General features: G+C 66.8%; 30 protein-coding genes and 3 tRNA genes. 19 read left to right on the top strand and 14 right to left on the bottom strand.

The annotated features are described in order from the left end of the window. Positions 1-10: 10 nt before the first annotated feature. Together plsY and AC1DJH_RS12935 are read left to right on the top strand one after the other, a co-directional pair. The gene (gene plsY, locus AC1DJH_RS12930; RefSeq protein ID WP_478185956.1) at positions 11-649 is read left to right on the top strand and encodes a glycerol-3-phosphate 1-O-acyltransferase PlsY; all 639 of its coding nucleotides are present in this window, start codon (positions 11-13) and stop codon (positions 647-649) included. An 11-nt stretch (positions 650-660) separates the two neighbouring features. Further along, positions 661-1,014 carry a RidA family protein gene (locus tag AC1DJH_RS12935; RefSeq protein WP_435436314.1) on the top strand — a complete coding sequence of 118 codons (354 nt, stop codon included), beginning with the start codon at positions 661-663 and terminating at the stop codon, positions 1,012-1,014. A gap of 17 nt (positions 1,015-1,031) precedes the next feature. On the opposite strand, the gene AC1DJH_RS12940 is transcribed toward AC1DJH_RS12935, so the two are convergent. Further along, positions 1,032-1,703, bottom strand: a complete 672-nt coding sequence (locus AC1DJH_RS12940) for a retropepsin-like aspartic protease family protein (protein WP_478185957.1) — start codon at positions 1,701-1,703, stop codon at positions 1,032-1,034. A 10-nt stretch (positions 1,704-1,713) separates the two neighbouring features. Beyond that, complete coding sequence (locus tag AC1DJH_RS12945) at positions 1,714-2,199, bottom strand: YajQ family cyclic di-GMP-binding protein (protein WP_435436316.1); 486 nt, start codon at positions 2,197-2,199, stop codon at positions 1,714-1,716. A 45-nt stretch (positions 2,200-2,244) separates the two neighbouring features. Between AC1DJH_RS12945 and murB the strand changes: the two genes are divergently transcribed. Further along, entirely contained in the window at positions 2,245-3,297 is a 1,053-nt protein-coding gene (murB, locus tag AC1DJH_RS12950) for a UDP-N-acetylmuramate dehydrogenase (protein ID WP_478185958.1), read from the top strand. 18 nt (positions 3,298-3,315) lie between these two features. Continuing rightward, positions 3,316-4,173, top strand: a complete 858-nt coding sequence (locus AC1DJH_RS12955) for a glycine-rich domain-containing protein (protein ID WP_478185959.1) — start codon at positions 3,316-3,318, stop codon at positions 4,171-4,173. Positions 4,174-4,242: 69 nt separating this feature from the next. On the opposite strand, the gene argG is transcribed toward AC1DJH_RS12955, so the two are convergent. The 4 genes from argG to AC1DJH_RS12975 form a co-directional block, all read right to left on the bottom strand. Then, a complete protein-coding gene (gene argG, locus AC1DJH_RS12960) occupies positions 4,243-5,583 on the bottom strand; it encodes an argininosuccinate synthase (protein ID WP_478185960.1) in 1,341 nt (446 codons plus the stop codon). Between the two features lie 165 nt (positions 5,584-5,748). Continuing rightward, the gene (gene ppnP, locus AC1DJH_RS12965; RefSeq protein WP_435436320.1) at positions 5,749-6,075 is read right to left on the bottom strand and encodes a pyrimidine/purine nucleoside phosphorylase; all 327 of its coding nucleotides are present in this window, start codon (positions 6,073-6,075) and stop codon (positions 5,749-5,751) included. A 125-nt stretch (positions 6,076-6,200) separates the two neighbouring features. Then, positions 6,201-6,806: a hypothetical protein gene (locus AC1DJH_RS12970; protein WP_478185961.1), complete on the bottom strand. Its 606-nt coding sequence runs from the start codon at positions 6,804-6,806 to the stop codon at positions 6,201-6,203. A 58-nt stretch (positions 6,807-6,864) separates the two neighbouring features. Continuing rightward, a complete protein-coding gene (locus AC1DJH_RS12975) occupies positions 6,865-7,218 on the bottom strand; it encodes an ArsC family reductase (RefSeq protein ID WP_472118845.1) in 354 nt (117 codons plus the stop codon). 36 nt (positions 7,219-7,254) lie between these two features. Between AC1DJH_RS12975 and folC the strand changes: the two genes are divergently transcribed. The 10 genes from folC to AC1DJH_RS13025 all read left to right on the top strand — a co-directional run bounded on the left by folC (position 7,255) and on the right by AC1DJH_RS13025 (position 15,415). Continuing rightward, entirely contained in the window at positions 7,255-8,562 is a 1,308-nt protein-coding gene (gene folC / locus AC1DJH_RS12980) for a bifunctional tetrahydrofolate synthase/dihydrofolate synthase (RefSeq protein ID WP_478185962.1), read from the top strand. Between the two features lie 73 nt (positions 8,563-8,635). Further along, positions 8,636-9,502, top strand: a complete 867-nt coding sequence (locus tag AC1DJH_RS12985; protein WP_472118850.1) for an SPOR domain-containing protein — start codon at positions 8,636-8,638, stop codon at positions 9,500-9,502. A gap of 22 nt (positions 9,503-9,524) precedes the next feature. Beyond that, positions 9,525-10,010 carry a CvpA family protein gene (locus AC1DJH_RS12990; RefSeq protein ID WP_435484538.1) on the top strand — a complete coding sequence of 162 codons (486 nt, stop codon included), beginning with the start codon at positions 9,525-9,527 and terminating at the stop codon, positions 10,008-10,010. 12 nt (positions 10,011-10,022) lie between these two features. After that, positions 10,023-11,525, top strand: a complete 1,503-nt coding sequence (gene purF, locus AC1DJH_RS12995) for an amidophosphoribosyltransferase (protein ID WP_472118853.1) — start codon at positions 10,023-10,025, stop codon at positions 11,523-11,525. Between the two features lie 8 nt (positions 11,526-11,533). Beyond that, complete coding sequence (locus AC1DJH_RS13000) at positions 11,534-12,763, top strand: O-succinylhomoserine sulfhydrylase (protein ID WP_478185963.1); 1,230 nt, start codon at positions 11,534-11,536, stop codon at positions 12,761-12,763. A gap of 9 nt (positions 12,764-12,772) precedes the next feature. Continuing rightward, on the top strand, positions 12,773-14,161 hold the full coding sequence (gene gltX, locus AC1DJH_RS13005) for a glutamate--tRNA ligase (RefSeq protein WP_472118861.1): 1,389 nt from the start codon (positions 12,773-12,775) through the stop codon (positions 14,159-14,161). Positions 14,162-14,195: 34 nt separating this feature from the next. Continuing rightward, positions 14,196-14,271: transfer RNA gene (locus AC1DJH_RS13010), tRNA-Ala, on the top strand. A gap of 53 nt (positions 14,272-14,324) precedes the next feature. Next, positions 14,325-14,400 (top strand) — tRNA-Glu (locus tag AC1DJH_RS13015). Positions 14,401-14,470: 70 nt separating this feature from the next. Next, a tRNA-Asp gene (locus tag AC1DJH_RS13020) sits at positions 14,471-14,547 on the top strand. Positions 14,548-15,013: 466 nt separating this feature from the next. Continuing rightward, positions 15,014-15,415: an HU family DNA-binding protein gene (locus AC1DJH_RS13025; RefSeq protein WP_435436694.1), complete on the top strand. Its 402-nt coding sequence runs from the start codon at positions 15,014-15,016 to the stop codon at positions 15,413-15,415. A 98-nt stretch (positions 15,416-15,513) separates the two neighbouring features. Here the strand turns inward: AC1DJH_RS13025 and AC1DJH_RS13030 are convergent, their stop codons facing one another. From AC1DJH_RS13030 to AC1DJH_RS13040, 3 genes are all read right to left on the bottom strand, one after another. Beyond that, the gene (locus tag AC1DJH_RS13030; protein WP_435484533.1) at positions 15,514-15,723 is read right to left on the bottom strand and encodes a hypothetical protein; all 210 of its coding nucleotides are present in this window, start codon (positions 15,721-15,723) and stop codon (positions 15,514-15,516) included. Positions 15,724-15,883: 160 nt separating this feature from the next. Beyond that, entirely contained in the window at positions 15,884-16,552 is a 669-nt protein-coding gene (locus tag AC1DJH_RS13035) for a DUF418 domain-containing protein (RefSeq protein ID WP_478185964.1), read from the bottom strand. Positions 16,553-16,682: 130 nt separating this feature from the next. Further along, the gene (locus AC1DJH_RS13040) at positions 16,683-17,699 is read right to left on the bottom strand and encodes an AraC family transcriptional regulator (protein WP_478185965.1); all 1,017 of its coding nucleotides are present in this window, start codon (positions 17,697-17,699) and stop codon (positions 16,683-16,685) included. Positions 17,700-17,896: 197 nt separating this feature from the next. Between AC1DJH_RS13040 and AC1DJH_RS13045 the strand changes: the two genes are divergently transcribed. The 4 genes from AC1DJH_RS13045 to AC1DJH_RS13060 are packed head-to-tail and all read left to right on the top strand — an operon-like array spanning position 17,897 to position 21,759. Continuing rightward, entirely contained in the window at positions 17,897-18,688 is a 792-nt protein-coding gene (locus AC1DJH_RS13045; protein WP_478185966.1) for an SDR family oxidoreductase, read from the top strand. A gap of 16 nt (positions 18,689-18,704) precedes the next feature. Beyond that, positions 18,705-19,943, top strand: coding sequence for a styrene monooxygenase/indole monooxygenase family protein (locus AC1DJH_RS13050; RefSeq protein ID WP_478185967.1), 1,239 nt, complete (start codon positions 18,705-18,707; stop codon positions 19,941-19,943). Next, positions 19,940-20,464 carry a flavin reductase family protein gene (locus tag AC1DJH_RS13055; protein WP_478185968.1) on the top strand — a complete coding sequence of 175 codons (525 nt, stop codon included), beginning with the start codon at positions 19,940-19,942 and terminating at the stop codon, positions 20,462-20,464. The genes AC1DJH_RS13050 and AC1DJH_RS13055 overlap by 4 nt, the downstream gene beginning before the upstream one ends. A gap of 44 nt (positions 20,465-20,508) precedes the next feature. Continuing rightward, positions 20,509-21,759 carry a dienelactone hydrolase family protein gene (locus AC1DJH_RS13060; RefSeq protein WP_478185969.1) on the top strand — a complete coding sequence of 417 codons (1,251 nt, stop codon included), beginning with the start codon at positions 20,509-20,511 and terminating at the stop codon, positions 21,757-21,759. Positions 21,760-21,791: 32 nt separating this feature from the next. Here AC1DJH_RS13060 and AC1DJH_RS13065 read toward each other — a convergent pair whose 3' ends face one another. The 4 genes from AC1DJH_RS13065 to AC1DJH_RS13080 form a co-directional block, all read right to left on the bottom strand. Next, positions 21,792-22,151: a hypothetical protein gene (locus AC1DJH_RS13065; RefSeq protein WP_435436336.1), complete on the bottom strand. Its 360-nt coding sequence runs from the start codon at positions 22,149-22,151 to the stop codon at positions 21,792-21,794. Between the two features lie 109 nt (positions 22,152-22,260). Beyond that, the gene (locus tag AC1DJH_RS13070; RefSeq protein ID WP_478185970.1) at positions 22,261-22,644 is read right to left on the bottom strand and encodes a roadblock/LC7 domain-containing protein; all 384 of its coding nucleotides are present in this window, start codon (positions 22,642-22,644) and stop codon (positions 22,261-22,263) included. A gap of 27 nt (positions 22,645-22,671) precedes the next feature. After that, the gene (locus AC1DJH_RS13075; RefSeq protein ID WP_435436338.1) at positions 22,672-23,196 is read right to left on the bottom strand and encodes a GTP-binding protein; all 525 of its coding nucleotides are present in this window, start codon (positions 23,194-23,196) and stop codon (positions 22,672-22,674) included. Continuing rightward, positions 23,193-23,936 (bottom strand): hypothetical protein, encoded by a 744-nt coding sequence (locus AC1DJH_RS13080; RefSeq protein ID WP_478185971.1) that lies wholly within the window; start codon positions 23,934-23,936, stop codon positions 23,193-23,195. The genes AC1DJH_RS13075 and AC1DJH_RS13080 overlap by 4 nt, the downstream gene beginning before the upstream one ends. A gap of 401 nt (positions 23,937-24,337) precedes the next feature. On the opposite strand from AC1DJH_RS13080, the gene AC1DJH_RS13085 reads away from it, so the two are divergent. Continuing rightward, positions 24,338-24,922, top strand: coding sequence for a BPSL1445 family SYLF domain-containing lipoprotein (locus tag AC1DJH_RS13085; RefSeq protein ID WP_472118888.1), 585 nt, complete (start codon positions 24,338-24,340; stop codon positions 24,920-24,922). 42 nt (positions 24,923-24,964) lie between these two features. On the opposite strand, the gene AC1DJH_RS13090 is transcribed toward AC1DJH_RS13085, so the two are convergent. Next, entirely contained in the window at positions 24,965-25,795 is an 831-nt protein-coding gene (locus tag AC1DJH_RS13090) for a ParB N-terminal domain-containing protein (protein ID WP_478185972.1), read from the bottom strand. Positions 25,796-25,959: the final 164 nt, after the last annotated feature.

The following is a 25,959-nucleotide window of genomic DNA, read 5'->3' on the forward strand; positions in this document are numbered from 1 at the left end:
GAGTGCCGTCTTGAGTTTCACCTTGCCTTCCCTCATTGCCATCGTGGCGTCCTACCTGATCGGTTCGCTGTCCTTCGCGGTCATCGTGAGCAAGGCGCTCGGCATGGCCGACCCGCGCAGCTACGGCAGCAAGAACCCCGGGGCCACCAACGTGCTGCGCTCGGGCAACAAGGGCGCGGCGCTGGCCACGCTGCTGCTCGACGCGCTCAAGGGCTGGGTGCCGGTGTTCCTCATTCACCAGTTCGGCGCGCAGTGGGGCCTGGGCGCCGGCGTGGCCGCGCTCGCGGGCCTGGCGGCCTTCCTCGGGCATCTGTACCCGGTGTTCTTCGGCTTCCAGGGTGGCAAGGGCGTGGCGACCGCGGCGGGCGTGCTGGTGGGCGTCGCGCCCTGGCTGGGACTGGCGACGGGCGCGACCTGGCTGATCGTTGCGGTGTTCTTCCGCTACTCGTCGCTGGCGTCGCTGGCGGCGGCCTTCTTCGCGCCGGCCTACTACCTGATAGGCGGCAACATTGCATGGCCTCTCGACCGCACGGTGCTGATTGCGATCATCATCATGAGCTTGCTGCTGTTCTGGCGGCACCGCGAAAACATCCGCCGGCTCGCGGCCGGCACGGAGTCGAAGCTCGGCGCCAAGAAAAAATCGAACTGAAGGAACACACCATGGCCACCATCACCCGCCACCACGTCGGTCCCCGCCTCTCGGAAACGGCCGTGCACAACGGCACCGTCTACCTCGCCGGCCAGGTGCCCGACGACACCGCCGAAGACATCCGCGGCCAGACCGCGCAGGTGCTCGCCATGGTCGACCGGCTGCTGGCCGAGGCCGGCAGCGACAAGTCGCGCATTCTCTCGACGCAGATCTTCCTGGCCGACATCGGCGACATCACGGCCATGAACGAGGTGTGGGACGCGTGGATTCCGGCCGGCAACACGCCGCCCCGCGCGACGGTGCAGGCCAAGATGGCCAATGCGGCCTACAAGATCGAGATCGTGGTGACGGCTGCGCAGGCCTAAAGGAAGCGCCGGCGCGCTCAGAACCGCTTTTCGAGGACCATCTGGTCGGCGTCCCGGCGCATCGAGAAGCGGTTGATGAAGCTGTTGCCCAGCAGCACGAAGGGCATGCCCTGCGGCGAGACGATGGCGTCGATGTCGTACACCTCGACGTCGCCCACCCGCACCGAATCCAGTCGCAGCCGAAAGCCCGGTGCGACGCCGTTGCCGGTGTTGATCTGCACGGGCTGGCCCTTGCTGTAGTCGAGCCCGATGCGCTGCGCGTCGGCCACCGACATCGCGACGGTGGTGGCGCCGGTGTCGAGCATGAAGGTCACGGGCCGCCCGTTGATGGCGCCCTGCGTCATGAAGTGGCCGCGGCTGTCGGCCGAAAGCACCACGCGGTTGCCTGCGCCGCCCGTGGCGCCGCCGCCGCCGATGCTCACGGGCGTGTCCATGCGCAGGTTGACGCGCTTGCCCTCGAGCTCGACCACCGCCTGCTCGGTCTGCAGCGACACGAGCTTCACGCCCTGGTAGCTCTCGCCGACCGCCACGGTCTTGGGCGCATTGCCGTTCACGATCAGGATCGCGCGGCTGCCGATGCTGCCGGTCAGCGTGACCGAGCTGGCGGCATGCGCCACGGCAGCGGCGGCCATCAGCTGCGCTGCAACTGCCGCAAGCAGCAGCCGCTTCGCGCCAGCGTGCGCTTTCATGCAGCGGGGTTCAGTCGCGGAAGTTGTTGAAGGACAGCGGCATGTCGGGCACGTCCTTCTTGATGAGGGCCATGGCGGCCTGCAGGTCGTCGCGCTTGGCGCCGGTGATGCGCACCGCATCGCCCTGGATCGCGGCCTGCACCTTGAGCTTGCTGTCCTTGATGATGCGGGTGATCTTCTTGGCCTGCTCGCTCTCGATGCCGCTCTTGACCTTGATGACCTGCTTGACCTTGTCGCCGCCCATCTTCTGGACGTCGCCCTTGTCGAGAAAGCGCACGTCCACGCTGCGCTTGGTGAGCTTGCTGCGAAGGATGTCTTCGACCTGCACGAGCTGGAACTCGGCGTCACCGATCATGGTGATCTCCTTGTCCTTGAGATCGACGGCGGCGGCGGTGCCCTTGAAATCGAAGCGCGTGCCGATTTCCTTGGCGGTGTTCTCGACCGCGTTCTTCACTTCGGGCAGGTTGGGCTCGCAGACGGTATCGAAAGACGGCATGGACACTCTCCTGAATTCACTGGTGCTGGATGCGACAATTCTCCCATGATCGTGGAGTCCAATGTCCCGCTGCAGCCCTACAACAGCTTCGGCATCGTCGCGCGTGCACAGCATCTTGCGCGCATTGCAGAAGAGGCAGACCTGGCCGCGCTGAGCACCGACGCGCAATGGCGTGCAGTGCCGCGTTTCGTGCTGGGCGGCGGCAGCAACATCGTCATCACCGGGGACGTCAAGCAACTGGTGCTGAAGGTCGAAATCAAGGGCCTGCGGCTGGTCGAGGAGAGCGAGCGTGCCTGGATCGTGGAGGCCGGTGCCGGCGAAGTCTGGCACGACGCGGTCGAATGGATGGTGCGCAATGGCTATCCCGGCCTCGAAAACCTCGCGCTCATTCCCGGCACGGTGGGCGGTGCGCCGGTGCAGAACATCGGCGCCTACGGCGTCGAGCTCCAGGACCGCTTCGATTCGCTCGACGCCTACGACCTGGAAACCGGCCGCAGCTTCACGCTCGACGCCGCGCAGTGCGCCTTCGGCTACCGCGATTCGGTGTTCAAGCATGTGCGCGGCGTGCCGAACGACTTCGGCCTTGCGGGCCGCGCGGTCATCACCCGGGTGCGCTTTCGTCTGCCCAAGCCGTGGAAGGCGGTGGTCGGCTACTTCGACCTGGAGCGCAAGATGGAAGAAACCGGCAACTTCACGCCGAGCGCCCAGGACGTGTTCGACTGGATCTGCGCCATTCGCCGCGCCAAGCTGCCCGACTGGCGCGTGCTGGGCAACGCCGGAAGCTTCTTCAAGAACCCGACGGTCACGCCCGAGCAGTGCGCCGACATCATCGCGCGCGACCCCAAGATCGTGCACTACCCGATGGACGACGGCAGCATCAAGCTGGCGGCCGGCTGGCTCATCGACGCCTGCGGCTGGAAGGGCAAGTCGGTGGGCAATGCCGGCGTGTACGAGCGGCAGGCGCTGGTGCTGGTGAACCGCGGCGGCCGCGAGAACCCCGTGACGGGCGGCGAGGTGATGACCCTGGCCAAGGCCATCCAGACCAGCGTGTACGAGCGCTTCGGTATCCGGCTGGAGCCGGAGCCGGTGGTCGTCTGACCCCCTGACGCTGCCGGCATGGACCTCGACTTCCTGCACCTGAACTTCCGCCGGCGCATCGGCGCGCTGGTATGGGCCCGGCGCGCGGTGCCTTTGGCGGCGCTGCTGGCCGTGTTGCTGAGTTCGCGCCGCTTTGGCGCGACGGTGACCGCGATCGTGATGGCGGTGCTGTTCTCGGCCGTGCTCAAGTTCCTCGAGACCAGCCTGCGGCGCCAGTTCATCCGCGAGGCGCGCCTGCCGCCGTTCCTGATCGGCAAGCTGCAGCAAGCCCATCCGCAGCTGAGCCGCCGCGACGCCGAACTGGTGCTGCGCGGCCTGCGGCAGTTCTTCATGTCGCACCTGCGCAGCAACCGCAAGTTCGTCGCCATGCCCTCGAAGGTGGTCGACACGGCGTGGCACGAGTTCATCCTGCACACCCAGGGCTACCAGAGCTGGTGCAAGGCGGCCTTCGGCGGCATGCTGCACCACAGCCCGGCCGAGGTGCTGGGGCGCGACCCGAAGCGCAACGACGGCCTGCGCCGCACCTGGTACTGGGCCTGCAAGGAGGAAAGCATCGACCCGCGCAACCCGGCGCGGCTGCCGCTGCTGTTTGCGCTGGACATCAAGTTCGCGATTGCCGGCGGCTTTCACTACGTGCCCGACTGCCGCGCGGTGGAGCGCCACATCGGCTCGGACGCCCAGTGCGGCACCAGCTTCGGCGAATCGTCGTCCGACGGGGGCAGCTCGGGCGATGCGGGTGGCTTCGGCGGCAGCGAGTCGGGCAGCAGCAGCGGCGACGGCGATGGCGGTGGCGGTGGCGGCTCGAGCGACGGCGGGGGATCGAGCGGCGATTCCTCCGGCTGTGGCGGTGGTTGCGGCGGTGGTGGCGGAGACTGATCTTCGCCGGCGCAATGAAAAACGGGCCCCGCGGGGCCCGTTGTCTTTGAGGCTGAAATCAGCGCGCGATCAGCTGTCCTGGCCGTCGTTGGTCAGCTTCGGCAGCGACGCGCCTTCGCTCGACGTCAGCAGGCCGACGCGGGTGTAGATCGCCAGCTTTTCGCGCGTGTCGACGATGTCGAGGTTGCGCATGGTGAGCTGGCCGATGCGGTCCAGCGGCGTGAACGCGCCTTCGACCTTTTCCATGCTCAGGCGCTCGGGCTTGTACGTCAGGTTGGCCGACTCGGTGTTCATGATCGAGTAGTCGTTGCCGCGGCGCAGCTCGACCGTCACTTCGCCGGTGATGGCGCGCGCTACCCAGCGTTGCGCAGTCTCGCGCAGCATGATGGCCTGCGGGTCGAACCAGCGGCCCTGGTACAGCAGGCGGCCGAGCCGGCGGCCGTTGTCGCGGTACTGCTCGATGGTGTCTTCGTTGTGGATGCCGGTGACCAGTCGCTCGTAGGCGATGAACAGCAGCGCCAGGCCCGGGGCCTCGTAGATGCCGCGGCTCTTGGCCTCGATGATGCGGTTCTCGATCTGGTCGCTCATGCCCAGGCCGTGACGGCCGCCGATGCGGTTGGCTTCGAGGATCAGCTCGACCAGGCTCGGGAAGCTTTGGCCGTTCAGGGCCACGGGCACGCCCTCTTCGAAGCGCACCGACACGGTTTCGCGCTTGACCTCGACCTCGTCCTTCCAGAAGGCCACGCCCATGATGGGCTGCACGATCTGGATGCCGCTGTTCAGGTGCTCGAGGTCCTTGGCCTCGTGGGTGGCGCCGAGCATGTTCGAGTCGGTCGAATAGGCCTTCTCGGACGACATCTTGTAGGCGAAGCCGGCCTTCTGCATGAATTCGGACATCTCGGTGCGGCCGCCGAGCTCGTCGATGAAGACCTGGTCGAGCCAGGGCTTGTAGATCTTCAGGTTGGGGTTGGTCAGCAGGCCGTAGCGGTAGAAGCGCTCGATGTCGTTGCCCTTGTAGGTGCTGCCGTCGCCCCAGATGTGGACGTCGTCTTCCTTCATGGCCGACACCAGCATGGTGCCCGTCACCGCGCGGCCCAGCGGCGTGGTGTTGAAGTAGGTCACGCCGGCGGTGGTCACGTGGAAGGCGCCGGCCTGCAGCGCGGCGATGCCTTCGTTGGCCAGCTGCACGCGGCAGTCGATCAGGCGGGCGTTCTCGGCGCCGTAGAGCATCGCCTTGCGCGGGATCTCGTCGTAGTCGGGCTCGTCGGGCTGGCCGAGGTTGGCGGTGTAGGCGTAGGGAATGGCGCCCTTGTTGCGCATCCAGTGGAGCGCCGCGCTGGTGTCCAGGCCGCCCGAGAAGGCGATGCCGACCTTCTGGCCGGCGGGAACGTTTTGGAGGATGGTCGACATGATGGGAGTTCCGTTGGTGGTGGCGCGGTTCAATGGTTCATGACATTCGTGGCACGACTCTCGCTCTGTGCCGTGGATACCGTGGAACTGGCTTCGCCGGGCCACTGGTATCGCCCCCTGCAAGGGGGGTGGAGAAGCGACACGAAGTGCGCGAAGCCTGGGGGTTTACCCAAAATGGCAGATGTAGCTGTAGGGCTCGCCGCTCACGCGGATCTGGAAGCTCGAGTTGCCGGGAATGCTGAATTTCTGGCCGGGGCCGGAGGCGACCCACTCGGTGGTGCCCGCAAGCTGGTATTCGCAGCTGCCGCCGGCGCATTCCATGATTTCAGGGGCGCCGGTGTTGAAGGTGAGGGTGGACGGCAGGATCACGCCGACCGATTTCTTGGTGCCGTCCGCCAGCGTGAGGTTGTGGCTCACGCACTTGCCGTCGAAGTACACATTGGCCTTGGTGGCCACTGTGGCGCTGTTGATTGTGTCGGTAGTCGTCGTCATTGGGTGGCGCCGGCGCCATGGCGGTCGGCGAATCGAGGACGCACCGCACCAGCGGCGCACCCGTCAAGGGTTGGAAAAGTCCACGATTTTAGGGGCTGGGCCGGCCAGCGCGGCCGGCCGTCGGCTCAGCGGTGCCAGCCGCCGCGGTAGCCGCCGTATCCGCGATATCCACCGTACCCGCGATAGCCGCCACCCCAGCCGCGCGAGTAGCCCAGATTCAGCGAAATGCCGACCGGCGGGTAGACGTAAGGGTAGCCGTAGGCATAGCCCGGATCGACGTAGACCGGGGCGGGTGCGTACACCGGCGCCGGCCGCACGTAGACGGGAGGAGGCCCGCCCGCGCCGACCACCACGCCGGGTTCGGGCACCACGTTGTCCCAGGGCGAGCCGCCGGACTGCTGCGCATAGCCGCCGTTGCTGGCCTCGACCGGGTAGGTCTGCACCTGCGATTGCGGCGCCACCGCCGAGGTCGTCACGCCGTAGCCGCTGGCCTGGATCGGGATGGTCGCGCCGGGCCGGCTGTTCATGCGGGTGGTGTATTGCTGCCCGTTGTACTCGTAGGTGACGTTGTAGCTGACGTCGCTGCCGGTGGTTTCACGAAGGGGGGTGGCCGAGATCACCCGCGCCTGGACGACCTGTCCCTGTGACTGGGCGTGCACGAGGCCGGTGCCCGCCGCGAGTGCGCCGGCCACGGAAAGGCCGGCGAGGGTGCGAAAAGCGAGTTTGTTCATGGTATGTCTCTCCTGCGGATGGCGGTTGGAGGTGCTTCGACCGGGCGGGTTCCGGGGTTTACACGGCGTTGACAGCCCAGGCTTCGGCGTCGAATCCGGTGGTTACCGCTTTTTTCGGACCCCAGTCGACCACGGGGCGCTTGATCAGGCTCGGGTTGGCCAGCAGCACCGGGCGGGCGGACGCGGCGTCGACCACGGCCTGGCGGGCGGCTTCGTCCAGCTTGCGCCAGGTGGTGCCCTTGCGGTTGACCAATGCCTCCCAGCCGGGCTTCTTCAGCCATTGGTCGAGCTGGGCCTCTGGCACGCCCTGTTTCTTGAAATCGTGGAAGGTGTAGGCGACGCCGTGTTCGTCGAGCCAGGTGCGGGCGCGCTTGACGGTGTCGCAGTTCGGGATGCCGTATAGGGTTGTCATGGACGCCATGATGCCGCGATCGTCGGGTCGGCGACAATGCCCGCCTCCATGGAAACCCTTAACGACTGGCTCGCTCGCGCCGAGCAACTGCACCCAAAGAACATCGAGCTCGGGCTCGACCGCGCCAAAGAAATGGCGCAGCGCCTCGGCCTGCGCTTCGGCTGCCCCGTCATCACGGTGGCGGGCACCAACGGCAAGGGCTCGACCTGCGCCATGCTCGAGTCGATCCTGACGCACGCGGGTTACCGCACGGCCGTGTTCACCTCGCCCCACCTGGTGCGCTTCGAGGAACGGCTGCGGCTCAAGGGCGAAGCCGTCGATGCTGCCAAATTGATAGCAAGCTTCGAAGTGGTGGAGCAGGCGCGCGGCGAATTGAACCTCACCTATTTCGAGTTCACGACGCTGGGCATCCTGCACTGCATGATCGAGGAAAAGCCCGACGTGGCGATCCTCGAAGTCGGGCTGGGCGGGCGGCTGGACGCCGTCAACATCATCGACGCCGACTGCGCGGTCATCACCAGCATCGACCTCGACCACATGGAGTACCTCGGGCCCGACCGCGAGAGCATCGGCTTCGAAAAAGCCGGCATCTTGCGCCCCGGCAAGCCCGCCATCGTGAGCGACCCGATGCCGCCGCAGAGCGTGATCGACCATGCCAACGCCATCGGTGCCGACCTGTGGCGCTTCGGCACGGACTTCAACGTGTCGGGCGACAAGCAGCAATGGGGCTGGTCGGGGCGCGGGCGGCGCTACAGCGGGCTGGCCTATCCGGCGCTGCGCGGCGCCAACCAGCTCATCAATGCGGCGGGCGTGCTCGCGGCGCTCGAGGCGGTGCGGCCGCAGCTGCCGATCACGGCGCAGGCGGTGCGCAGCGGGCTGGCCATGGTCGAGCTGCCGGGCCGCTTCCAGATCGTGCCGGGCGAGCCCGCGCTGGTGCTCGACGTGGCCCACAACGCGCACGCCGTGGCCGCGCTGGCCGAGAACCTCGACGCGATGGGTTTCTACCCGACAACGCACGGCGTGTTCGGCGTCATGGCGGACAAGGACCTCGCGCCGATCCTGGCGCGCATCGGGCCGCTGATCGACCGCTGGTACTTCACCGACCTGCCCACGCCGCGCGCGGCCAAGGGCGCCGATCTGCTGGCCGCGTGGCAGGCACAGAACACGCGCGCGGATGCCTCCGGCAGCGTGCATGCGGGCCCCATGGACGCGTTGCGCGCAGCCATCGAGCACGCGGACCCCGCTGATAGAATCGTTGTCTTCGGATCGTTCTTCACCGTGGGCGGCGTGCTCGAAAACGGCACCCCCCGCCTGCAAGCCAAACACCTGCTGCCGGGCGGCTGATCGCCGGGCTGTCCACACACCCATCCGGCACCATCGGGCACACCTCGCTGCACTCCTCCAGGGATCGAACTTCATGGCGTTTTTCAAGTTCCGCACGCGCGGCCCACAAGGCAACGAAGGACGCAGCGCACCGGCTGCCGTGCCGGCGGAAAGTGTCGAATCCATGCGTCGGCGTGCGCGCCACCGGCTGCTCGGCGCCGCGGTGCTGGTGCTGCTCGGCGTGATTGGTTTTCCGCTGCTGTTCGACACCCAGCCGCGCCCCGTGTCGGTCGACATTCCCATCGAGATTCCCGACCGCAACAAGGTCAAGCCGCTGCCCGTGCCTGCCACGCCAGCGCCCGCGACGAGCACCGCCCCGGCCGCGCCCGACAACGCGTCGCGCGTGGCCTCGGCCGGCGGCATGATCACCGAGTCCGCCGACGGCACCGAGATCGATACCGGCAAGCCGGTCGCCAGCACGCCCGCTGCGGCCGCCCCGGTGGAACGCAAGCCCGATCCCAAGCCGGAACCGAAACCGGAACCGAAGCCCGAACACAAGCCTGAACCCAAACCCGAGGCCAAGCCGAAGCCGGAACCCAAGCCTGAGCCGAAGCCCGAACCGAAGCCCAAGCCGGCTGCCACCGCGGACGACGGCGCGCGTGCCCGCGCACTGCTCGAAGGCAAGCCCCCGACCGCGGCCGCCGCCACACCCAAGGCCGGCGACGAAGCCGCCGGCCGCTTCGTGGTGCAGGTCGGCGCTTTCGCCGATGCGGACAAGGCGCGCGAAGTGCGCCAGAAGCTCGAGCGGGCCGGCCTGAAGACCTATGTGCACGTGGCCAAGACGGCCGACGGCGAACGCACGCGTGTGCGTGTCGGCCCGTTCGCCTCGCGTGCCGAAGCCGACCGCGCCGCCGAGAAGGTCAAGGGCTTGTCTTTGGCGGCCGCGATCCTCACGTTGTAAGCCAGCGTCACCGCCTGTCGCCGTGGCCTTGCTCGACTGGATTGCCGTCGCGCTCATCGGGGTGTCGATGCTCTTCGGCCTGATGCGCGGGCTGGTGTTCGAAGTGATTTCGCTGATCGGCTGGGTGGCCGCCTTCATCGCCGCCCAATGGCTGGCTTCCGGTGTGGCGGCATGGTTGCCGTTCGGCGATCCGCAGGCGGCGTGGCGCTATCCGCTGGCCTTCGTGCTGGTGTTCGTGGCCGTGGCGTTCGGCGTGGGCCTGGTGGCCGCGCTGACGCGAAAGTTGATCACGGTCGTGGGTCTGCGTCCGGTGGACCGGATTCTGGGAGCGGCGTTCGGCGCGGCGCGGGGTGCTGTGGCCCTGCTCGTGCTGGCCGTTGTTGTTCATTTGCTGGTGTTGAGCGACAGTGCCTGGTGGCACGAATCGCGCAGCGCCGTTGTTCTCGATGCGGCATTGCAGGGCCTGAAACCCGCGCTGCCTGAAAAGTTGGCAAGCTACCTGCCCTGAGAGGAATCGTTCATGTGTGGAATCGTCGGCGTTGTCAGCAACGCACCCGTCAACCAGTTGCTCTATGACGCACTGCTGCTGCTGCAGCATCGCGGCCAGGATGCGGCTGGCATCGTCACCTTGCTCGAGCGCAAGTTCTTCATGCACAAGGCCAAGGGCATGGTGCGCGACGTGTTCCGCACGCGCAACATGCGCGCCTTGCCAGGCAACGTGGGCCTGGGCCAGGTGCGCTACCCGACCGCCGGCAATGCGTACAGCGAGGAAGAGGCGCAGCCCTTCTACGTGAACGCGCCCTTCGGCATCGTGCTGGTGCACAACGGCAACCTGACCAACGCGCACGCACTGCGTTCGGAGCTGTTCTCCACCGACCACCGCCACACCAACACCGAGAGCGACTCCGAAGTGCTGCTCAACGTGCTGGCGCACGAACTGGAGCGCTCCACGCGCGGCGTGCCGCTGCACCCGGCCGAGGTGTTCGCCGCGGTCAAGAACATGTACAAGCGCCTGCGCGGCTCGTACGCCGTGGTGTCGCTCATCGCCGGCCACGGCCTGCTCGCCTTCCGCGACCCGTACGGCATTCGCCCGCTGTGCATGGGCCGCAGCGCCGACGGCGCCGTCATGGTGGCCAGCGAATCGGTCGCGCTCGAAGGCTCCGGCCATGTGTTCGAGCGTGACATCGCACCCGGCGAGGCGGTGTTCATCGACCTCGAGGGCAACGTGCATTCGATGCAGTGCGCCGAATCGCCGTCGCTCAACCCCTGCATCTTCGAATTCGTGTACCTCGCGCGTCCGGACTCTGTGCTCGACGGCATCTCGGTCTACCAGGCGCGCCTGAACCTTGGCGAAACGCTGGCCAAGCGCGTGGTGTCCACCGTGCCGCCGAACCAGATCGACGTGATCATTCCGATCCCCGAGTCGAGCCGCCCGAGCGCCACCCAGCTCGCGCACCTGCTGGGCGTGCCGTACCGCGAAGGCTTCGTGAAGAACCGCTACGTGGGCCGCACCTTCATCATGCCGGGGCAGGGCGTGCGCAAGAAGTCGGTTCGCCAGAAGCTCAACGTGATCGCCAGCGAGTTCAAGGGCCGCAACGTGCTCCTGGTCGACGACTCGATCGTGCGCGGCACCACCAGCCAGGAAATCGTTCAGATGGCGCGCGACGCCGGTGCCCGCAAGGTGTACCTGGCCAGCGCCGCGCCGCCGGTGCGCTACCCCAACGTCTACGGCATCGACATGCCGACCAAGGGTGAACTGGTGGCGCACGACCGCACCATCGAGGAAATCCGCCAGCTGATCGGCTGCGACGCGCTGATCTACCAGGACGTCGACGCCATGAAGCGCGCCATCGGCTCGCTCAACCCCAAGCTCGACGGCTTCGATGCCTCGTGCTTCGACGGCGTATACGTGACCGGCGACATCGACACCGAAGCCATCTCGCGCATGAACGGCAACCGTCCCCGCATCGAAGAGACCGAAGAAGACTCTTCGCGCCTCGCGCTGCCCAACTTCAGCGAGTGAGTGTCGAAGTGACCGACGAACGAACCCTGCCGCCCGGCCTGCACCGCGACACGCTCGCGCTGCGCAGCGGGCTGGCGCCGAGCCAGTACGGCGAACATTCCGAAGCGCTGTTCCTCACGAGCGGCTTTGTGCAGCCCGACGCCGAAACCTCGGCGCGCCGCTTTGCGGGCACCGAGGCGGGCTTCACCTACTCGCGCACGTCCAACCCCACGGTGACGAGCTTCGAGCAACGCCTGGCGGCGCTCGAAGGCACCGAGGCCGCCATCGGCGCCTCGACCGGCATGGGCGCCATCCTCATGATGTGCATGGGCCTGCTGAAGGCCGGCGACCATGTGATCTGCTCGCGCTCGGTATTCGGCTCCACGCTGAACCTGTTCGGCAAGGAGTTCGCCAAGTTCGGCGTGGAGACCACGTTCGTGTCGCAGACCGACGTGGGCGAATGGCGCGCCGCGATGAAGCCCAACACCAGGCTGCTGTTCGCCGAAACGCCGACCAATCCGCTCACCGAGGTGTGCGACATCCGGGCGCTGGCCGACCTGGCGCATGGTGCGGGCGCGCTGCTGGCGGTGGACAACTGCTTCTGCACGCCGATCCTGCAGCGCCCCACCGAACTGGGCGCCGACCTCGTCATTCATTCGGGCACCAAGTACCTCGACGGCCAGGGCCGCGTGATGGCCGGCGCGATCTGCGGGCCGTCGAAGCTCATCGTCGACGTGTTCGGCCCTGTGGTGCGCACCGCCGGCATGGCGCTGTCGCCGTTCAATGCGTGGGTCGTGCTCAAGGGCATGGAAACGCTCGGCATCCGGATGAAGGCGCAGTGCGCGAATGCGCTGGCCGTGGCGCAGTGGCTCGAGAAGCAGCCCGGCATCGCGCGCGTCTATTACCCGGGTCTCGCGTCGCATGGGCAGCACGAACTGGCGATGCGCCAGCAGTCGGGGCAGGGCGGGGCGGTGGTGTCGTTCGACGTGGTCGGCGACACGCCCGAAGCCGCACGCGCCAACGCCTTCCACGTGATCAACAGCACGCGCGTGGTGAGCATCGCCACCAACCTGGGCGACACCAAGACCATCATCACGCACCCCGGCACGACGTCGCACGGCCGCCTCACTGAAGTGCAGCGCCAGGCGGCCGGCATCAGCCAGGGGTTGATCCGCCTCGCGGTCGGCCTCGAGTACATCGACGACATCACGGCCGACCTCTCACGAGGTCTTCGTGGCCTGAGCACCCTGAATTCCTGAATCGACCCCATGACCGGCAAAGTTAGAACCCGCATCGCACCGTCACCCACCGGTTTCCTCCACCTGGGCACGGCCCGCACCGCGCTTTATTCGTGGGCCTATGCACGCCACCATGGCGGCGAATTCGTGCTGCGCATCGAAGACACCGACGTGGCCCGCTCCACGCAGGACTCGACCGACCAGATCCTGGCGTCGATGCACTGGCTCGGCCTGGACTACGACGAAGGCCCGATCTACCAGATGCAGCGCCTGGAGCGCTACCGCGAAGTCATCGCCCAGATGCTCGCCGCAGGCACGGCCTACCACTGCTACTGCACGCCCGCAGAGCTCGACGCCATGCGCGAAGCGCAACGCGAGCGCGGCGAGAAGACGCTGTACGACCGCCGCTGGCGTCCCGAGCCGGGCAAGGTGCTGCCACCCGTGCCTGAAGGCGTGCCGCCGGTGGTGCGCTTCTGCAATCCGCCCGAAGGCGACGTGACGTGGAACGACCTCGTCAAGGGCGAGATCACCATCAACAACCGCGAGATCGACGACCTGATCATCCTGCGGCCCGACGGTGTGCCGACGTACAACTTTGCCGTGGTGGTCGACGACTGGGACATGAACATCACGCACGTGTTCCGCGGCGACGAGCACATCAACAACACGCCCTGGCAGATCAACATCTTCCGCGCGCTCGGTGCGCCGTTGCCCGAGTTTGGCCATGTGCCGGTGATCCTTGGCGACGACGGGCAGAAGCTGTCCAAGCGCCGCGGCGCAGTGAGCGTCACTGCCTACGAAGAGAACGGCTACCTGCCCGAAGCGATGCTGAACTACCTCGCGCGCCTGGGCTGGAGCCATGGCGACGACGAGCTCTTCACACGCGATCAGATGGTGAGCTGGTTCGACGGCACGCACCTCTCGAAGAGCCCTGCGCAGTGGGATGCGGCAAAGCTGGCGTGGGTCAATGCGCAGTACATCAAGGCGAAGAACGGCGATGAACTCGCGCCGCTGGTTGCGGCGCAGTTGCAAAAGCGCGGCATCGTGGCCGATGAGCGCTTGCCTGCGATCTGCACGCTCTTCAAGGATCGTTGCGACACGACCGTGGCTCTCGCGGACTGGGCGGCTGCGTTCTACGCCGACGTCACGGTGTCCGAAGCCGACCGCGCACAGCACATCACCGAGGCCGTTAAGCCCGCGATTGCAACATTGGCAGAAAAATTGATGACGGCGACCTGGGATAAGGCCTCAATCGCAGTTATGATCAAGGAAGTGCTCGCAGCGCACAGCATGAAAATGCCGATGCTTGCGATGCCAGTACGTGTGCTTGTGATGGGAACATCGCAGACACCGTCCCTCGATGCAGTCCTCGAGATTTTTTCGAAAGAAAAAGTTATCGAAAGATTGAAAAAGGCCTGATAAACGGGCTATAATTCGAGGCTCGACACCCACAGGGGGTATAGCTCAGCTGGGAGAGCGCTTGCATGGCATGCAAGAGGTCATCGGTTCGATCCCGTTTACCTCCACCATAAAGTGTCGAGAAGAAGATAAGTGCTGATCTCAGCACGGTTCCTAAGGTTTTGACCCTATCGTCTAGAGGCCTAGGACACCACCCTTTCACGGTGGCTACCGGGGTTCGAATCCCCGTAGGGTCGCCAGTTTCACGCAAGTGACTCAGGCACAAGTGGCAACACTTGGCTCGGTAAAACGAGTGAAAGTTGTCTACCAGGAGTGGTAGTTCAGTTGGTTAGAATACCGGCCTGTCACGCCGGGGGTCGCGGGTTCGAGTCCCGTCCACTCCGCCAGTTCCGACAAGGGTTAGCAGATTCGTCTGCTAACCCTTTTGTCTTTTCGGAATCGGCTGTTGGCTGTCACGCCGATCGGCCACGCATCCCCCAGATTTTTCTTTGTTCGCCATGCCTGCAAGCAGCAGCATTAACGCGGCCGTCTGTTGGATGAGGCGAGCGCGTTCTGCGATTCGCTTGCCTACTTTGGTCGACGCCTTAACTCGATGCTGATGGCGTTGACCTTGGCGTACTGACGACGAGGCAATCCGAGCGCAACGGACCCTGGATGCAGAGGAGTTTTCCCTCCTTGCCATGTGTTCAAAACGCTCACGAACCCCCTGTTCAATGCTTCATCGATACCACTTTAAGTGGCCGCGTTACATAGGCCTTCTCGCAGTCGAATAAACTCCGCCCCGCTTGCAGCTTGTATTCGTGCTGCGCCGCCATAGGCAACATGGCGAAATTAAACCTATTAGGAACTCAGTTGAACCGCATCGAACTCGTCGAAAAAATCGCAACCGCCCACAACGTCAGCAAGGCAGAAGCCGCGCGCATCCTCGAGACCATCACCGGCTCGATCGTTGCCGCAGTGAAGAAGGGCGACCCCGTGCAGATCGTCGGCTTCGGCACCTTCAAGCAAGTCGCTCGTGCCGCACGCTCGGGTTTCAACCCCAGCGCCGGTACCAAGATCAAGATTGCTGCGCAGAAGGTGCCGAAGTTCGTGCCGGGCGCCGCCTTCAAGGCCGCCGTGGATCCGAAGGCTGCCAAGCGCAAGGCTGACAAGGCCGTCGTCGCAAAGCCAGCCGCCAAGCCCGCAGCCAAGAAGGCCGTGCCTGCCAAGAAGGCAGCAGCGCCCGCCAAGAAGGCCGCTGCCAAGAAGAAGTAAGCGACGTGCCGCGGCCTTGGTGGCCGTGCATGCACCCAATAAAAACGGCCCTTTCGGGCCGTTTTTTCATGGGCGCGGCGCGTACGCGATGCGCGGCGTCAATCGGGCTTGATGACGCCCTCACCCAGGTAGCGCTGGTATTCGGACAAGGGGATGGCCGTCGTCTGGATGTTGCCGGCGTCGCCCCAGCTCAACACGGCGCTGTCGGGTGCAAGTTGCACCTCGATAGGGCCTTGAGGAATGAGGATCAGGGGGCCGTCACCAGCTCTGTATTCGACATCTCCGGTGACTTTCGCGTTGGCTGCCATGGGTGCGCTCCTCGGGTTCGGGTTGCGGGGTTACTGATTGGGTTGTAGCTCAGCTTACGCCCGGGGCCAGCGCGTAGGGTCATCGGGCTGCGGCGCTGCGTGTAGGCCATGGCCCGATTGCGCGGCGGCCCGGCCGTCCTCGTGCGCGGCGGCCTTGGTGTCAGGAGCCCCGAACGGCCCTGAGCCACTGCACCGGCTGCAGCCGGGCCAGGCTCAGGCGTTGCCATGCCCCCTCGAGCGGGCCCTGTCGAAAGCGCGCCATCCACCAGCAACTCGCCATCGCCTGCAGCGCGAAGACGCCTGCGCCGAGGAGGGCCGCGCTCGCGAGGCTTCCCACGTCGAGACCCAGCCGGGGGACGAGCACCAGGCCCATCAGCGCCAGCGCAAGGCAGTGGGTGAACGCCATGCGGCCCATCGGCGCGAGTTTGCGCAACTGGCGCCGCCATGCGGTGCGCTGGAACAGCAGCACGAACGCAGCGATGCAGAACAGGCCCTGGGCCAGCGATGCGACCTGCAGCAGCAGGCGGTCTGCCAAGGTGCTGGCGCCGGCATGGCGAAGAACGAGCAGCACAGTCACGACGAAGCTCACGGCCAGCAACCCGCGCCAGAAGCGCCGGTGCTCCACCGATTCCCGCAACACGCCTACCCGGCCCACGCCGAAGAGCACGACAAGCAGCATCACCGATTTCGCATCGAACAGCGGGATGCGGTGCAGGGCGAGCATCGACGCGCCCAGCAGCGCGAAGCCGCGCAGCGCGTCGAGGAGTTCAATGCGGCGCAAGCCGCCGGACGCCGAACGGCGTGGCGTGGGGGCAGGGGTAAAGGTCATGGGAGTCCGCAAAGTCGGGCTGGCAACCCTGTGGCGAGCTGCCATGCGAAGCAGCCCGCGCCAGACGCGCGATGCTACGAATCGGCATTGCGCCAACATTGCGTGGCGCGCGCTCGCCCCGCGCGGCGGGTCAGTGGCCCGGAACCAGCCGCTCGCGCGTCTCCGAAGGCCGTTCGCCGAAGCGTGCGCGGTATTGCGCCGCGAAGTGCCCCAGGTGCAGAAAGCCGTATTTCTGCGCCACTTCGCGAACCCCCGTGCCTGGCAGGCGCGCCGAGGCCTTCAGTTCTTCGCGCACGCGGTCGAGCCGCAGTTCGCGCAGGAACTCCATCGGCCCCTGGCCCGCGTGCTGGCGAAACGCGAGCTGCAGCGCGCGCGCACTGCACCCGATCTCGCCGCAGACGTCGGCCAGCGACAGCGGCTGCTCGGCGTGCGCTGCCATGTACTCCTGCGCCTTGCGCACCACGCGCGGCAGCAGCTGGCGCTGCGTGTCGCCCGCCAGCGCACGCGAATGGTTGTGGCCCGCCGACATCAGCAGGCTCGACATGAGGTACTCCTCGGCATGCTCGGCGAGGCGGCCGCCGGCGTGCAGCGCATTGCCGGCGTCCAGCGTGAGCCGCAGGTAGTCGATGAAATGCACCAGCGGGGCGAGCGCGGGGTTGTCGAGCGGCACGCCCAGCTCGAACACCAGCGCCTGCTTCACCGGCGCCTGCAGCAGCGACTCCAGCCGCGACAGCAGCGCCGCGCGTGCGAGCCGCACGATGAGGTGCGGGCTGTCGTCGGCCCAGCGCATCGACAGCGGCTCGGTGGGCGAGGGCAGCGAGGCCAGGCTGGGCGTGGCGTCGATCTGCTGGCCGCCGCAGCGGATGCTGGCGCCGCCGCGCAACGGAATCTGCAGCAGGAAGAAGTCCTGCAGGTAGCCCGGGTCGATCTGCACGCCGGGGCCGTACTGCACGTAGTTGAGGCTCACGTCGCGGTGCAGCTGCGCGCTGTGGTGGCAGGCATCGAGTTCGGTGCGGGGCTGCAGCATGGTCAGGCCGTGCGGGCAAAACACCCGCGCCACGCTCTCGCGCGCCTCGTCCATGTCGTGGCTCTCGAACAGGCGATAGCGCTGCAGGGGCAGCCCTGGGGTGATGGCGGCGGTTTCCATGGGGGACTGTGGGTTGGGGTCACCGTAGCAAAAACCATCCCTGCCCACAATTCGGATCGCCCCTCGGCAGAAACCTGCGCGCCAGGGACATCGCCTGCGCTTGCGGGATGCGACAACCGCCCCTGCGCGCCTAACGTACGTCCCACAGGCCGCCCCGGCCTGCAGCCCACTGTTCACTACCCAGGAGAGCCAAGCTCATGTTCAAGGGACTCGAAGGCAGGAGCGCCATCGTCACGGGCGGCGCCACATTGATAGGCACCGGCGTGGTGCGGGCCTTGCACGCTGCCGGCGTGAAGGTCGTCGTTGCCGACATCGACGAAGCCAACGGACAGCCGCTGGCCGATGCCCTTGGCGCCGGCGTGCGCTTCGTACGCACCGACATCACCGACGACACGCAGGTCGAGGCCTGCGTGGCGCAGGCGGTGCAACACCATGGCGGCGTGCACTTCCTGGTGAACCTTGCCTGCTCGTACGTGGACGACGGCTTCAAGTCGCCGCGCGCCGACTGGCTCACCTCGTTCAACGTGAATGTCGCGAGCGCCGTGGCCATGCTGCAGGCGGTGCATCCGCACATGGTGGCCGCCGGCGGCGGTGCGGTGGTCAATTTCACGAGCATCTCGTCGCGCGTGGCGCAGACGGGGCGCTGGCTGTACCCGGTCAGCAAGGCCGCCATGGCGCAGCTCACGCGCAACATGGCGATGGACCTGGCGGCCGACCGCATCCGCGTGAACAGCGTGTCGCCGGGCTGGACGTGGTCCGCCGTGATGGACAAGTTGAGCGGCGGCGACCGCGCCAAGACCGACCGCGTGGCTGCGCCCTTCCACCTGCTCGGGCGCGTCGGCGACCCCGACGAGGTGGCGCAGGTGGTGCTGTTCCTGTGCTCGGAGCACGCGAGCTTCGTGACCGGCGCGGACTACGCGGTGGACGGCGGCTACTCCGCCATGGGCCCCGAGCAGGCCGTCCCGGCCATTCCCCAATTGATGGACTGATCAAGGAGCCAAGGCAATGAAACGTATCGCTATCGTCGGCGCGGGCCAGTCGGGCCTGCAACTGGGACTCGGGCTGCTGGGCGCGGGCTACGAGGTCACGATGTTCAGCAATCGCACGGGAGAAGACATCCGCCGCGGCAAGGTGATGTCGAGCCAGTGCATGTTCCACACCTCGCTGCAGATCGAGCGCGACCTGGGGCTGGACCACTGGGCCAATGAATGCCCCACGGTGGACGGCATCGGCCTGGCCGTGCCGCACCCCGAGCAGAGGGGCGCCAAGGCCATCGACTGGGCCGCGCGGCTGCATTCGAGCGCGCAATCGGTCGACCAGCGCGTGAAGATCCCGGCGTGGATGGCCGAGTTCCAGCGCAAGGGCGGCGAGCTGGTGTTCAAGGACGCGGGCATCGACGAGCTGGAGGCCTGCACGCTCAGCCACGACCTCACGCTGGTGGCGAGCGGCAAGGGAGAGATTTCCAAGCTGTTCGCACGCGACGCGCACAAGTCGCGCTTCGACGCGCCGCAGCGCGCGCTCGCGCTCACCTACGTGAAGGGCATGAAGCCCGCCGAGCCCTTCTCGCGCGTGAGCTTCAACCTGATTCCGGGCGTGGGCGAGTACTTCGTCTTTCCCGCGCTGACCACCTCCGGCCCGTGCGAGATCATGGTGTTCGAAGGCGTGCCCGGCGGCCCCATGGACTGCTGGGCCGACGTGAAGACACCGCAGGAGCACCTGGCGCGCAGCAAGTGGGTGCTCGACACCTTCGTTCCGTGGGAGGCCGAGCGCTGCCGCGACATCGAACTCACCGACGACAACGGCATCCTCTCGGGCCGCTTCGCGCCCACGGTGCGCAAGCCCGTGGCCACGCTGCCCTCGGGCCGCAAGGTGCTGGGGCTGGCCGACGTGGTGGTGCTCAACGACCCCATCACCGGCCAGGGCTCGAACAACGCGGCCAAGTGCGCTGACGTGTACCTCAAGAGCATCGTCGCGCGCGGCGATGGCCAGGGCGACGCCGCATGGATGCAGCAGACCTTCGACCGCTACTGGTTCGGCTATTCGCAATGGGTCACGCAGTGGACCAACATGCTGCTCATGCCGCCGCCGGACCACGTGCTCAAGCTGCTGGGCACGGCGGGCGCGGTGCCGCCGCTGGCCAGCGCCATTGCCAACGGCTTCGACGATCCGCGCACCTTCTTCCCTTGGTTCGCCGACCCCGTCGAGGCCGACCGCTACATCGAGACCTGGGCCGAGGCTGCATGACGCGCGCAAGCACCATCGCAGCGCCCGAGCGCTTCGACCGGCAGGACTTCCGCAAGGCGCTGGGCCGGTTCAGCACCGGCGTCACGGTCGTCACCACGCGCGCGAGCGACGGCCGGCGCGTGGGCATGACGGCCAACTCGTTCTCGTCGGTCTCGCTGGAGCCGCCGCTGGTGCTGTGGAGCCTTGCGCGCCACGCGCCCAGCGTGGCAGACTTCACCGGTGCGAGCCACTTCGCGATCAACGTGCTGGCGGCGCACCAGCACCACCTGTCGCGCCAGTTCTCCACGCCGCGGCCCGACAAGTTCGACGGTGTGGACTGCTGCGACGGCACGGCCGGCGTGCCGCTGCTGAACGGGGCTATCGCGCGATTCGTGTGCCGCAACGTGAAGCAGTACGACGGCGGCGACCACCTGATCTTCATCGGAGAGGTCGAGCGCTACGATCGCTTCGACGGCGAGCCGCTGGTGTTTCACTCGGGCTGCTACCAGGTGACGACCCGGCATCCGGAATGCGCCCAGTGAGAACGCTGACGAGCCCTTTCAATCCATCGATCGGAGAACACCCCATGCAGGAACAGACAACGGCCCACGGACAGCGCATCCGCATCGAGGCCGCGGACGGCAGCGGCAGCTTCAGCGGCTACCTGGCCTTGCCCCGCGCGGGCAGCGGCCCGGGCCTGGTGATCGCGCAGGAAATCTTCGGCGTGAACCACACCATGCGCGAGGTGGCCGACTACTACGCCGAGGAGGGCTACGTGGTGCTGGTGCCCGACCTGTTCTGGCGCCAGGAGCCCGGCGTGGAGCTCGGCTACAGCGAAGCCGACTGGCAGCGCGCCTTCGCGCTCTACGGCGGCTTCGACGAAGCCAAGGGCATGCAGGACATGCAGAGCGCCATCGACACGCTGCGCGCCCGCGCCGAAGTGCCTGAAAACAAGGTCGGCGTGCTCGGCTTCTGCCTTGGCGGCAAGCTGGCCTACCTGGCCGCCTGCCGCACCGGCGCGGACGCCGCGGTCGGCTACTACGGCGTGGGCATCGACGCCGCGCTGGACGAGGCCGACAAGATCAAGTGCCCGCTGACGCTGCACGTCGCCGAGCTCGACAAGTTCTGCCCACCCGAAGCACGCGAGCGCATCGTCGCCACGCTCAAGGGCCGCCCGGGTGTGTCGCTGTACGTGTACCCCGGCATGGACCATGCCTTCGCGCGCACCGGCGGCGAGCACTTTCACAAGCCCTCGGCACTGATGGCGCACGAGCGCAGCATTGCCACGCTGAAGGGCGCCATCGGCCCGCACTACGACCTGTCGGCGCTGTGGGACAAGCACTGCGAGTACGAGTTCGGCACCCGCAACGTCGACGACACCATGGGCACCATGGTGGCCGAGCCCTACGTCAACCACATCCCCACCATGACCGGCGGCGTGGGCTACAAGGACCTGCACGCGTTCTATACGAACCACTTCGTCAACAGCAACCCGCCCGACACCGCGCTGGTGCCGATCTCGCGCACGGTGGGCGCCACGCAGGTGGTCGACGAGATGCTGTTCTCCTTCACCCACACCACCGAGATCCCGTGGATGCTGCCGGGCGTGGCACCCACCGGCAAGCGCGTGGAAGTGCCGCTGCTGGCGGTCATCAAGTTCCGCGGCGACAAGCTCTACCACGAGCACATCTACTGGGACCAGGCCAGCGTGCTGGTGCAGGTGGGGCTGCTCGATGCCAAGTTGCTGCCGGTGGCGGGCATCGAGACGGCGCGCAAGCTGCTCGACGAGACGCTGCCGTCGAACACGCTGATGCAGCCGCGCGGCGGCCAGGTCTGAGCCGCCGCTGACGCGGAGTGCGGCGGGGCGGCTCAGACCGCCAGGTTCTGCTCGACGTCCAGCGTCTTGCGGCGCGCCATGGCCAGGTTCGACTTGGCCTTGTCCAGCACGAGGTAGACGAACAGGCCTTCCTTCTTCTGCATCGGGCGGATGATGTGGTACTGCTTGCCCAGCGTGATGAGGAGGTCTTCGATCACGTCGTTCAGACCCAGGTCGCGCATGGTGCGCAGCTTGGCGCGAACCACCTCGGTGTTGCCTGCGGCCGCCACTTCGAGGTCCACGCCAGACCCGATCTGCCCCAGGATCATGCCGCTGCCCGAGTCGACCAGCGCGGCGCACATGGCGCCGTCGCAGGTCATCAGGTCGTCCATGGATTGCTTGATGTTTGCCATCGAAACCTTTCGTAGTCCCTCGCCCCTGAAAGTCGGCAGCCACCCGGGCGAAGGGTGGGCGGCTGCCGGTGTCGAACCGATGCCGGTCAGGTGACGGCCATGCGCCGCCTCAGGCCTGCTGCAGCGACAGCGTGGCCTGCTTCGCGAAGTAGAGGACCTGGCCGATGATGGCTTCCTTGCCGGCGACCACGCTCACGATCAGCGTCACCTCGGGGTGGCGCGCCTGCAGCATCAGGATGTGGCCGTGCGCGGCCTCGATGCTCACGTTGTCGCACTGGCCCAGGCCGCTTTCCTCGCCGGCAACCGCGCCCAGGGCGGCAAGCGAGCTGGCAATGGCCGAGAGCCGCGAAACCTGTGCCGTGTTCTCCACGCGCGCGGCCAGCTCCAGGCCGTCCTCGGTCGAGATGACCACCGCCTTCACGCCCTTGATCTCGCGCATGAGCGTGGCGATGGCGGCTTCGGCGGCGAGCTTGATGCGGGGAGAAATGTTCATGGCTGCCCTGGAATGAAGGGGAGGGGTTCAGGCCTCGAGCTGGAGCAGGAGCAGTTCCAGCAACTGGACGACTTGCCGCGGGTCGGTCACGTTGGCCGCGAGCACCGGGCACAGCACGCCCCTGGCCTGCATGCGCCGGGCATAGGCGTCGATGTCCGGCTGCGGGTGCGCCTCCATTCGCCCTACCGCCACCACGCAGGCGGTCTGCGCGATGAGTTCGGCAAAGCCGTCGAGGTACACGTCCAGGTCGGCCAGCGGGTCGGGGCGGCTGTTGTCGATCAGCACCACCACGCCGAGCGCGCCGCGCGCCAGGATGCGCCACATGAAGTCGAAGCGCATCTGCCCGGGGGTGCCGTACAGGCGCAGCTTCTCGCCGTTGTCGAGCGTGAGTTCGCCGTAGTCGAGCCCGACGGTGGTGGTGGCCTTGGCGACCGAGGTGTCGCTGTTGCGCACGTCGGTGCTCACCGGCGGGATCTCGCTCACCGCGCCGATGGCGGTGGTCTTGCCGGCGCCCATGGTGCCGGTGAAGAGGATCTTGTGTTCGACAGTCATGGGTGCCCTGCCGGCAGCAGGCCGAGCCGGCTGCGGATGCGGGCCAGCAGGCCGGGTTGCACGGGGGCACGCGCCAGCGGCGTGGCGGGCCCCGCGGCCGCGGGCCGTGGGGCATCGGAGGGGTGCTGGGCAACCTGTGCCGCCTGTGAAACCTGGGCAACCTCGCTGACGTTCGCGAGCAGGCCGCTGCGGCGCAGGTCGGCGATGAACGCGAGGCAGTCTTGCGCCGCAAGGCCCGAGCGCTGGCGCAGCACGCCGAGCGACGTCGGCCGTCCGGTCATGAGCGTGGCCAGGCGAATGCGGTGCGGCGTTTCAAGCAGGGCGACCGGCGGCCAGCGCAGCAGGCGGAATTCCTCGTCGTCCGCCGGCGCCGCATCGGCTGCTGCCAGACCGAGTTCGCGGGCGTGAACGACCATCGCACCCAGTTGGTTGAGCGTTCTTTCCAGCGCTTCGGCATGCAGCGGCAGCGCCAGGAAATGCCCGCCGCGCGGCGCATCGGCTTGGCCGACGGCCAGCACGGGCACGGCGTGGGGCGGGGCGTTGGGGTCAGTAGGGGCGTCCTGGCCGACGACCCGGAGATCGGCCTGGTCGGCTCGCCAGGCCCAGTGCTGGTGGGTTCGGTGGTCCAGCAGGCGAACGAGCGACTTGAACAGCAGCTCTTCGCGGGGCGGCAGCCCCTCGACGCTGAAGCTCAGCAGGGCGCGCTGGCCCTTGACGACGGAGTGGGCGGCGGTGCTCATGCCTAGTGCGGCGGCCTGCGGCAAGCGGTGCCGCGTGAAACCCGAGGCAGGCAGTGGAGGCGCAAATGCCGTCGTGATTGCAACTTGAGGCTCCCGTGGCTGGAATTTTTCACCTGTCGGCGCAGGGCGCAAATCAAGTGAGAACTAAGGATTTATTACCGTTTGTAACTTAAAAATATAACAGCTGTTTCAATTAAAAACACTAGATTACAGACGAATTTTGCGCTGCGGCAACGCGGGCATGAGGGCGTTTTCGCCAACACCGCCACTTCGCGTAGGCCGACACCCAAAGCTCGGAATACCCTGTTTGCGCGGAATTACGATGGAATGCATCTGCCGAAGAAGGCAGACAACGACAAATATTTCCTCGTCAATTCACGTTTTCTGCAAAGGATTTCGCCATGAAAACCATCAACTTCCGCACGTTTGCGCTTTCTTCCGCCATGGTCGCTTGTAGCCTGGCCTTCGTGGGTTGCACCACCACGCGCCCGGGCGACCAGTCCAGCAGCGTGTCGTCCCGCGCCTCGATCGACGCCCAGACCGATGCCACCCTGTCGAAGCTCTACGAGTCCGTGAAGGGTTCGCGCGAGCTGGTTGCCCGTTCGAGCGGCGTGCTGGTGTTTCCGGCCGTGGTCGGCGGCAGCCTGGGCGTGGGCGCGGAATACGGCCGCGGTGCCTTGCGCGTGAACGGGCGCACGCAGTCCTACTACAGCACCACCGCAGGATCGGTGGGCTTCCAGGCCGGCGCGCAGTCGAAGGCGGTGGTCTACCTGTTCACCACGCAAGCGGCGCTGGACAAGTTCCGCAACAGCAAGGGCTGGACGGCCGGCGCCGACGCCACGGTGGCGCTCGCCACCCTCGGCGCCAACGGCAGCATTGACACCAACACGCTGCGCCAGCCGGTGGTGGGCTTCGTGATGACCAACGTGGGCCTGGAGGCCGGCGTGTCGCTGTCGGGCGCGAAGATCAGCGAAATCCAGCTTTAAGAGGCAAACACCTGCCCGTGCCGCGGCGCGGGCAAGGCGTTTTCAGTGGCCGAGTTGCGCTTGCAGCTCGGCCACTTTTGCGCGCAGGCTCGCGTTTTCGGCCGTGAGTTCGGCCACGCGCTGCTCGAGCGCCTGGACGGTGTCGGGCTTGGCCTGCGCTTCGCCGGAGCCTGCTTCGGTCGACTCTTCGCGCGGCTTCTTCTTCGAATCGCGCACGCGCTTGGCGGCCTGCTTCAGCTCGTCCTTGCCGGCGTTCGCGGCCGACACCTGCTCGTCGGCCGGCAACGAGGCCACCGCGGCCGCGGTGTTGATCGAAATCACGCCCGACTTCACCGCCGCCACGAGCTCTGGCGCGGCCTGCTTCTGGATCTTTTCGATCATGCCGACCTGGTTGCTGCTCAGGCGTGCGGCGCGCGCAATGGCTTCGCGGCTGCTCAGCGGGGCTTGCGGGGGCATTGCAGGGGCGGCGTCGTCGGCGGGCGGATCCACGTCGAACGGCGGGTCGTTCGGGTCGCTGGCAACAACCGGCTCGGCCATGGTGCGAGCGCGTTGCTGGTCGACGATGTCCTTCTTTCGCAGCGCGAGCACGCCGCGCAGGAAGTCCGAGATGCTGCGCCGGCCCAGGTGCTGGTCGATCATCCACAGGTGCACGTCGTCGATCGACTTGAAGCGCGTGTTCTGCACCGTCTGGAACGGCAGGCCGTGCTTCTGGCAGATGCCGTAGCGGTTGTGGCCGTCCACCAGCACGTCGCCCCACAGCACCAGCGCGTCGCGGCAGCCTTCGGCCAGGATGCTGCGTTCCAGCGATTCGTATTCCTCCGGCGTCAGGGGGTCGATATAGGCTTTGAGTTCTTCGTTGACGACGATGTTCATGAGGGGGCGGGGCGCGCAGCAGGCAAAGGGGCAAGATTCTAGAGGGGCGCGGCAAGCGGGCGGGGCGGCGCCGGTGGGTGTCTCTGTTTGGCCCGGCGAAACGTCTATGGAAGTAGGGAGACATCGCAAATCCGAGGTGTCATTCCTTTTTCAAATAGTAATGA

Source organism: Variovorax sp. 10N412 (assembly GCF_056394985.1).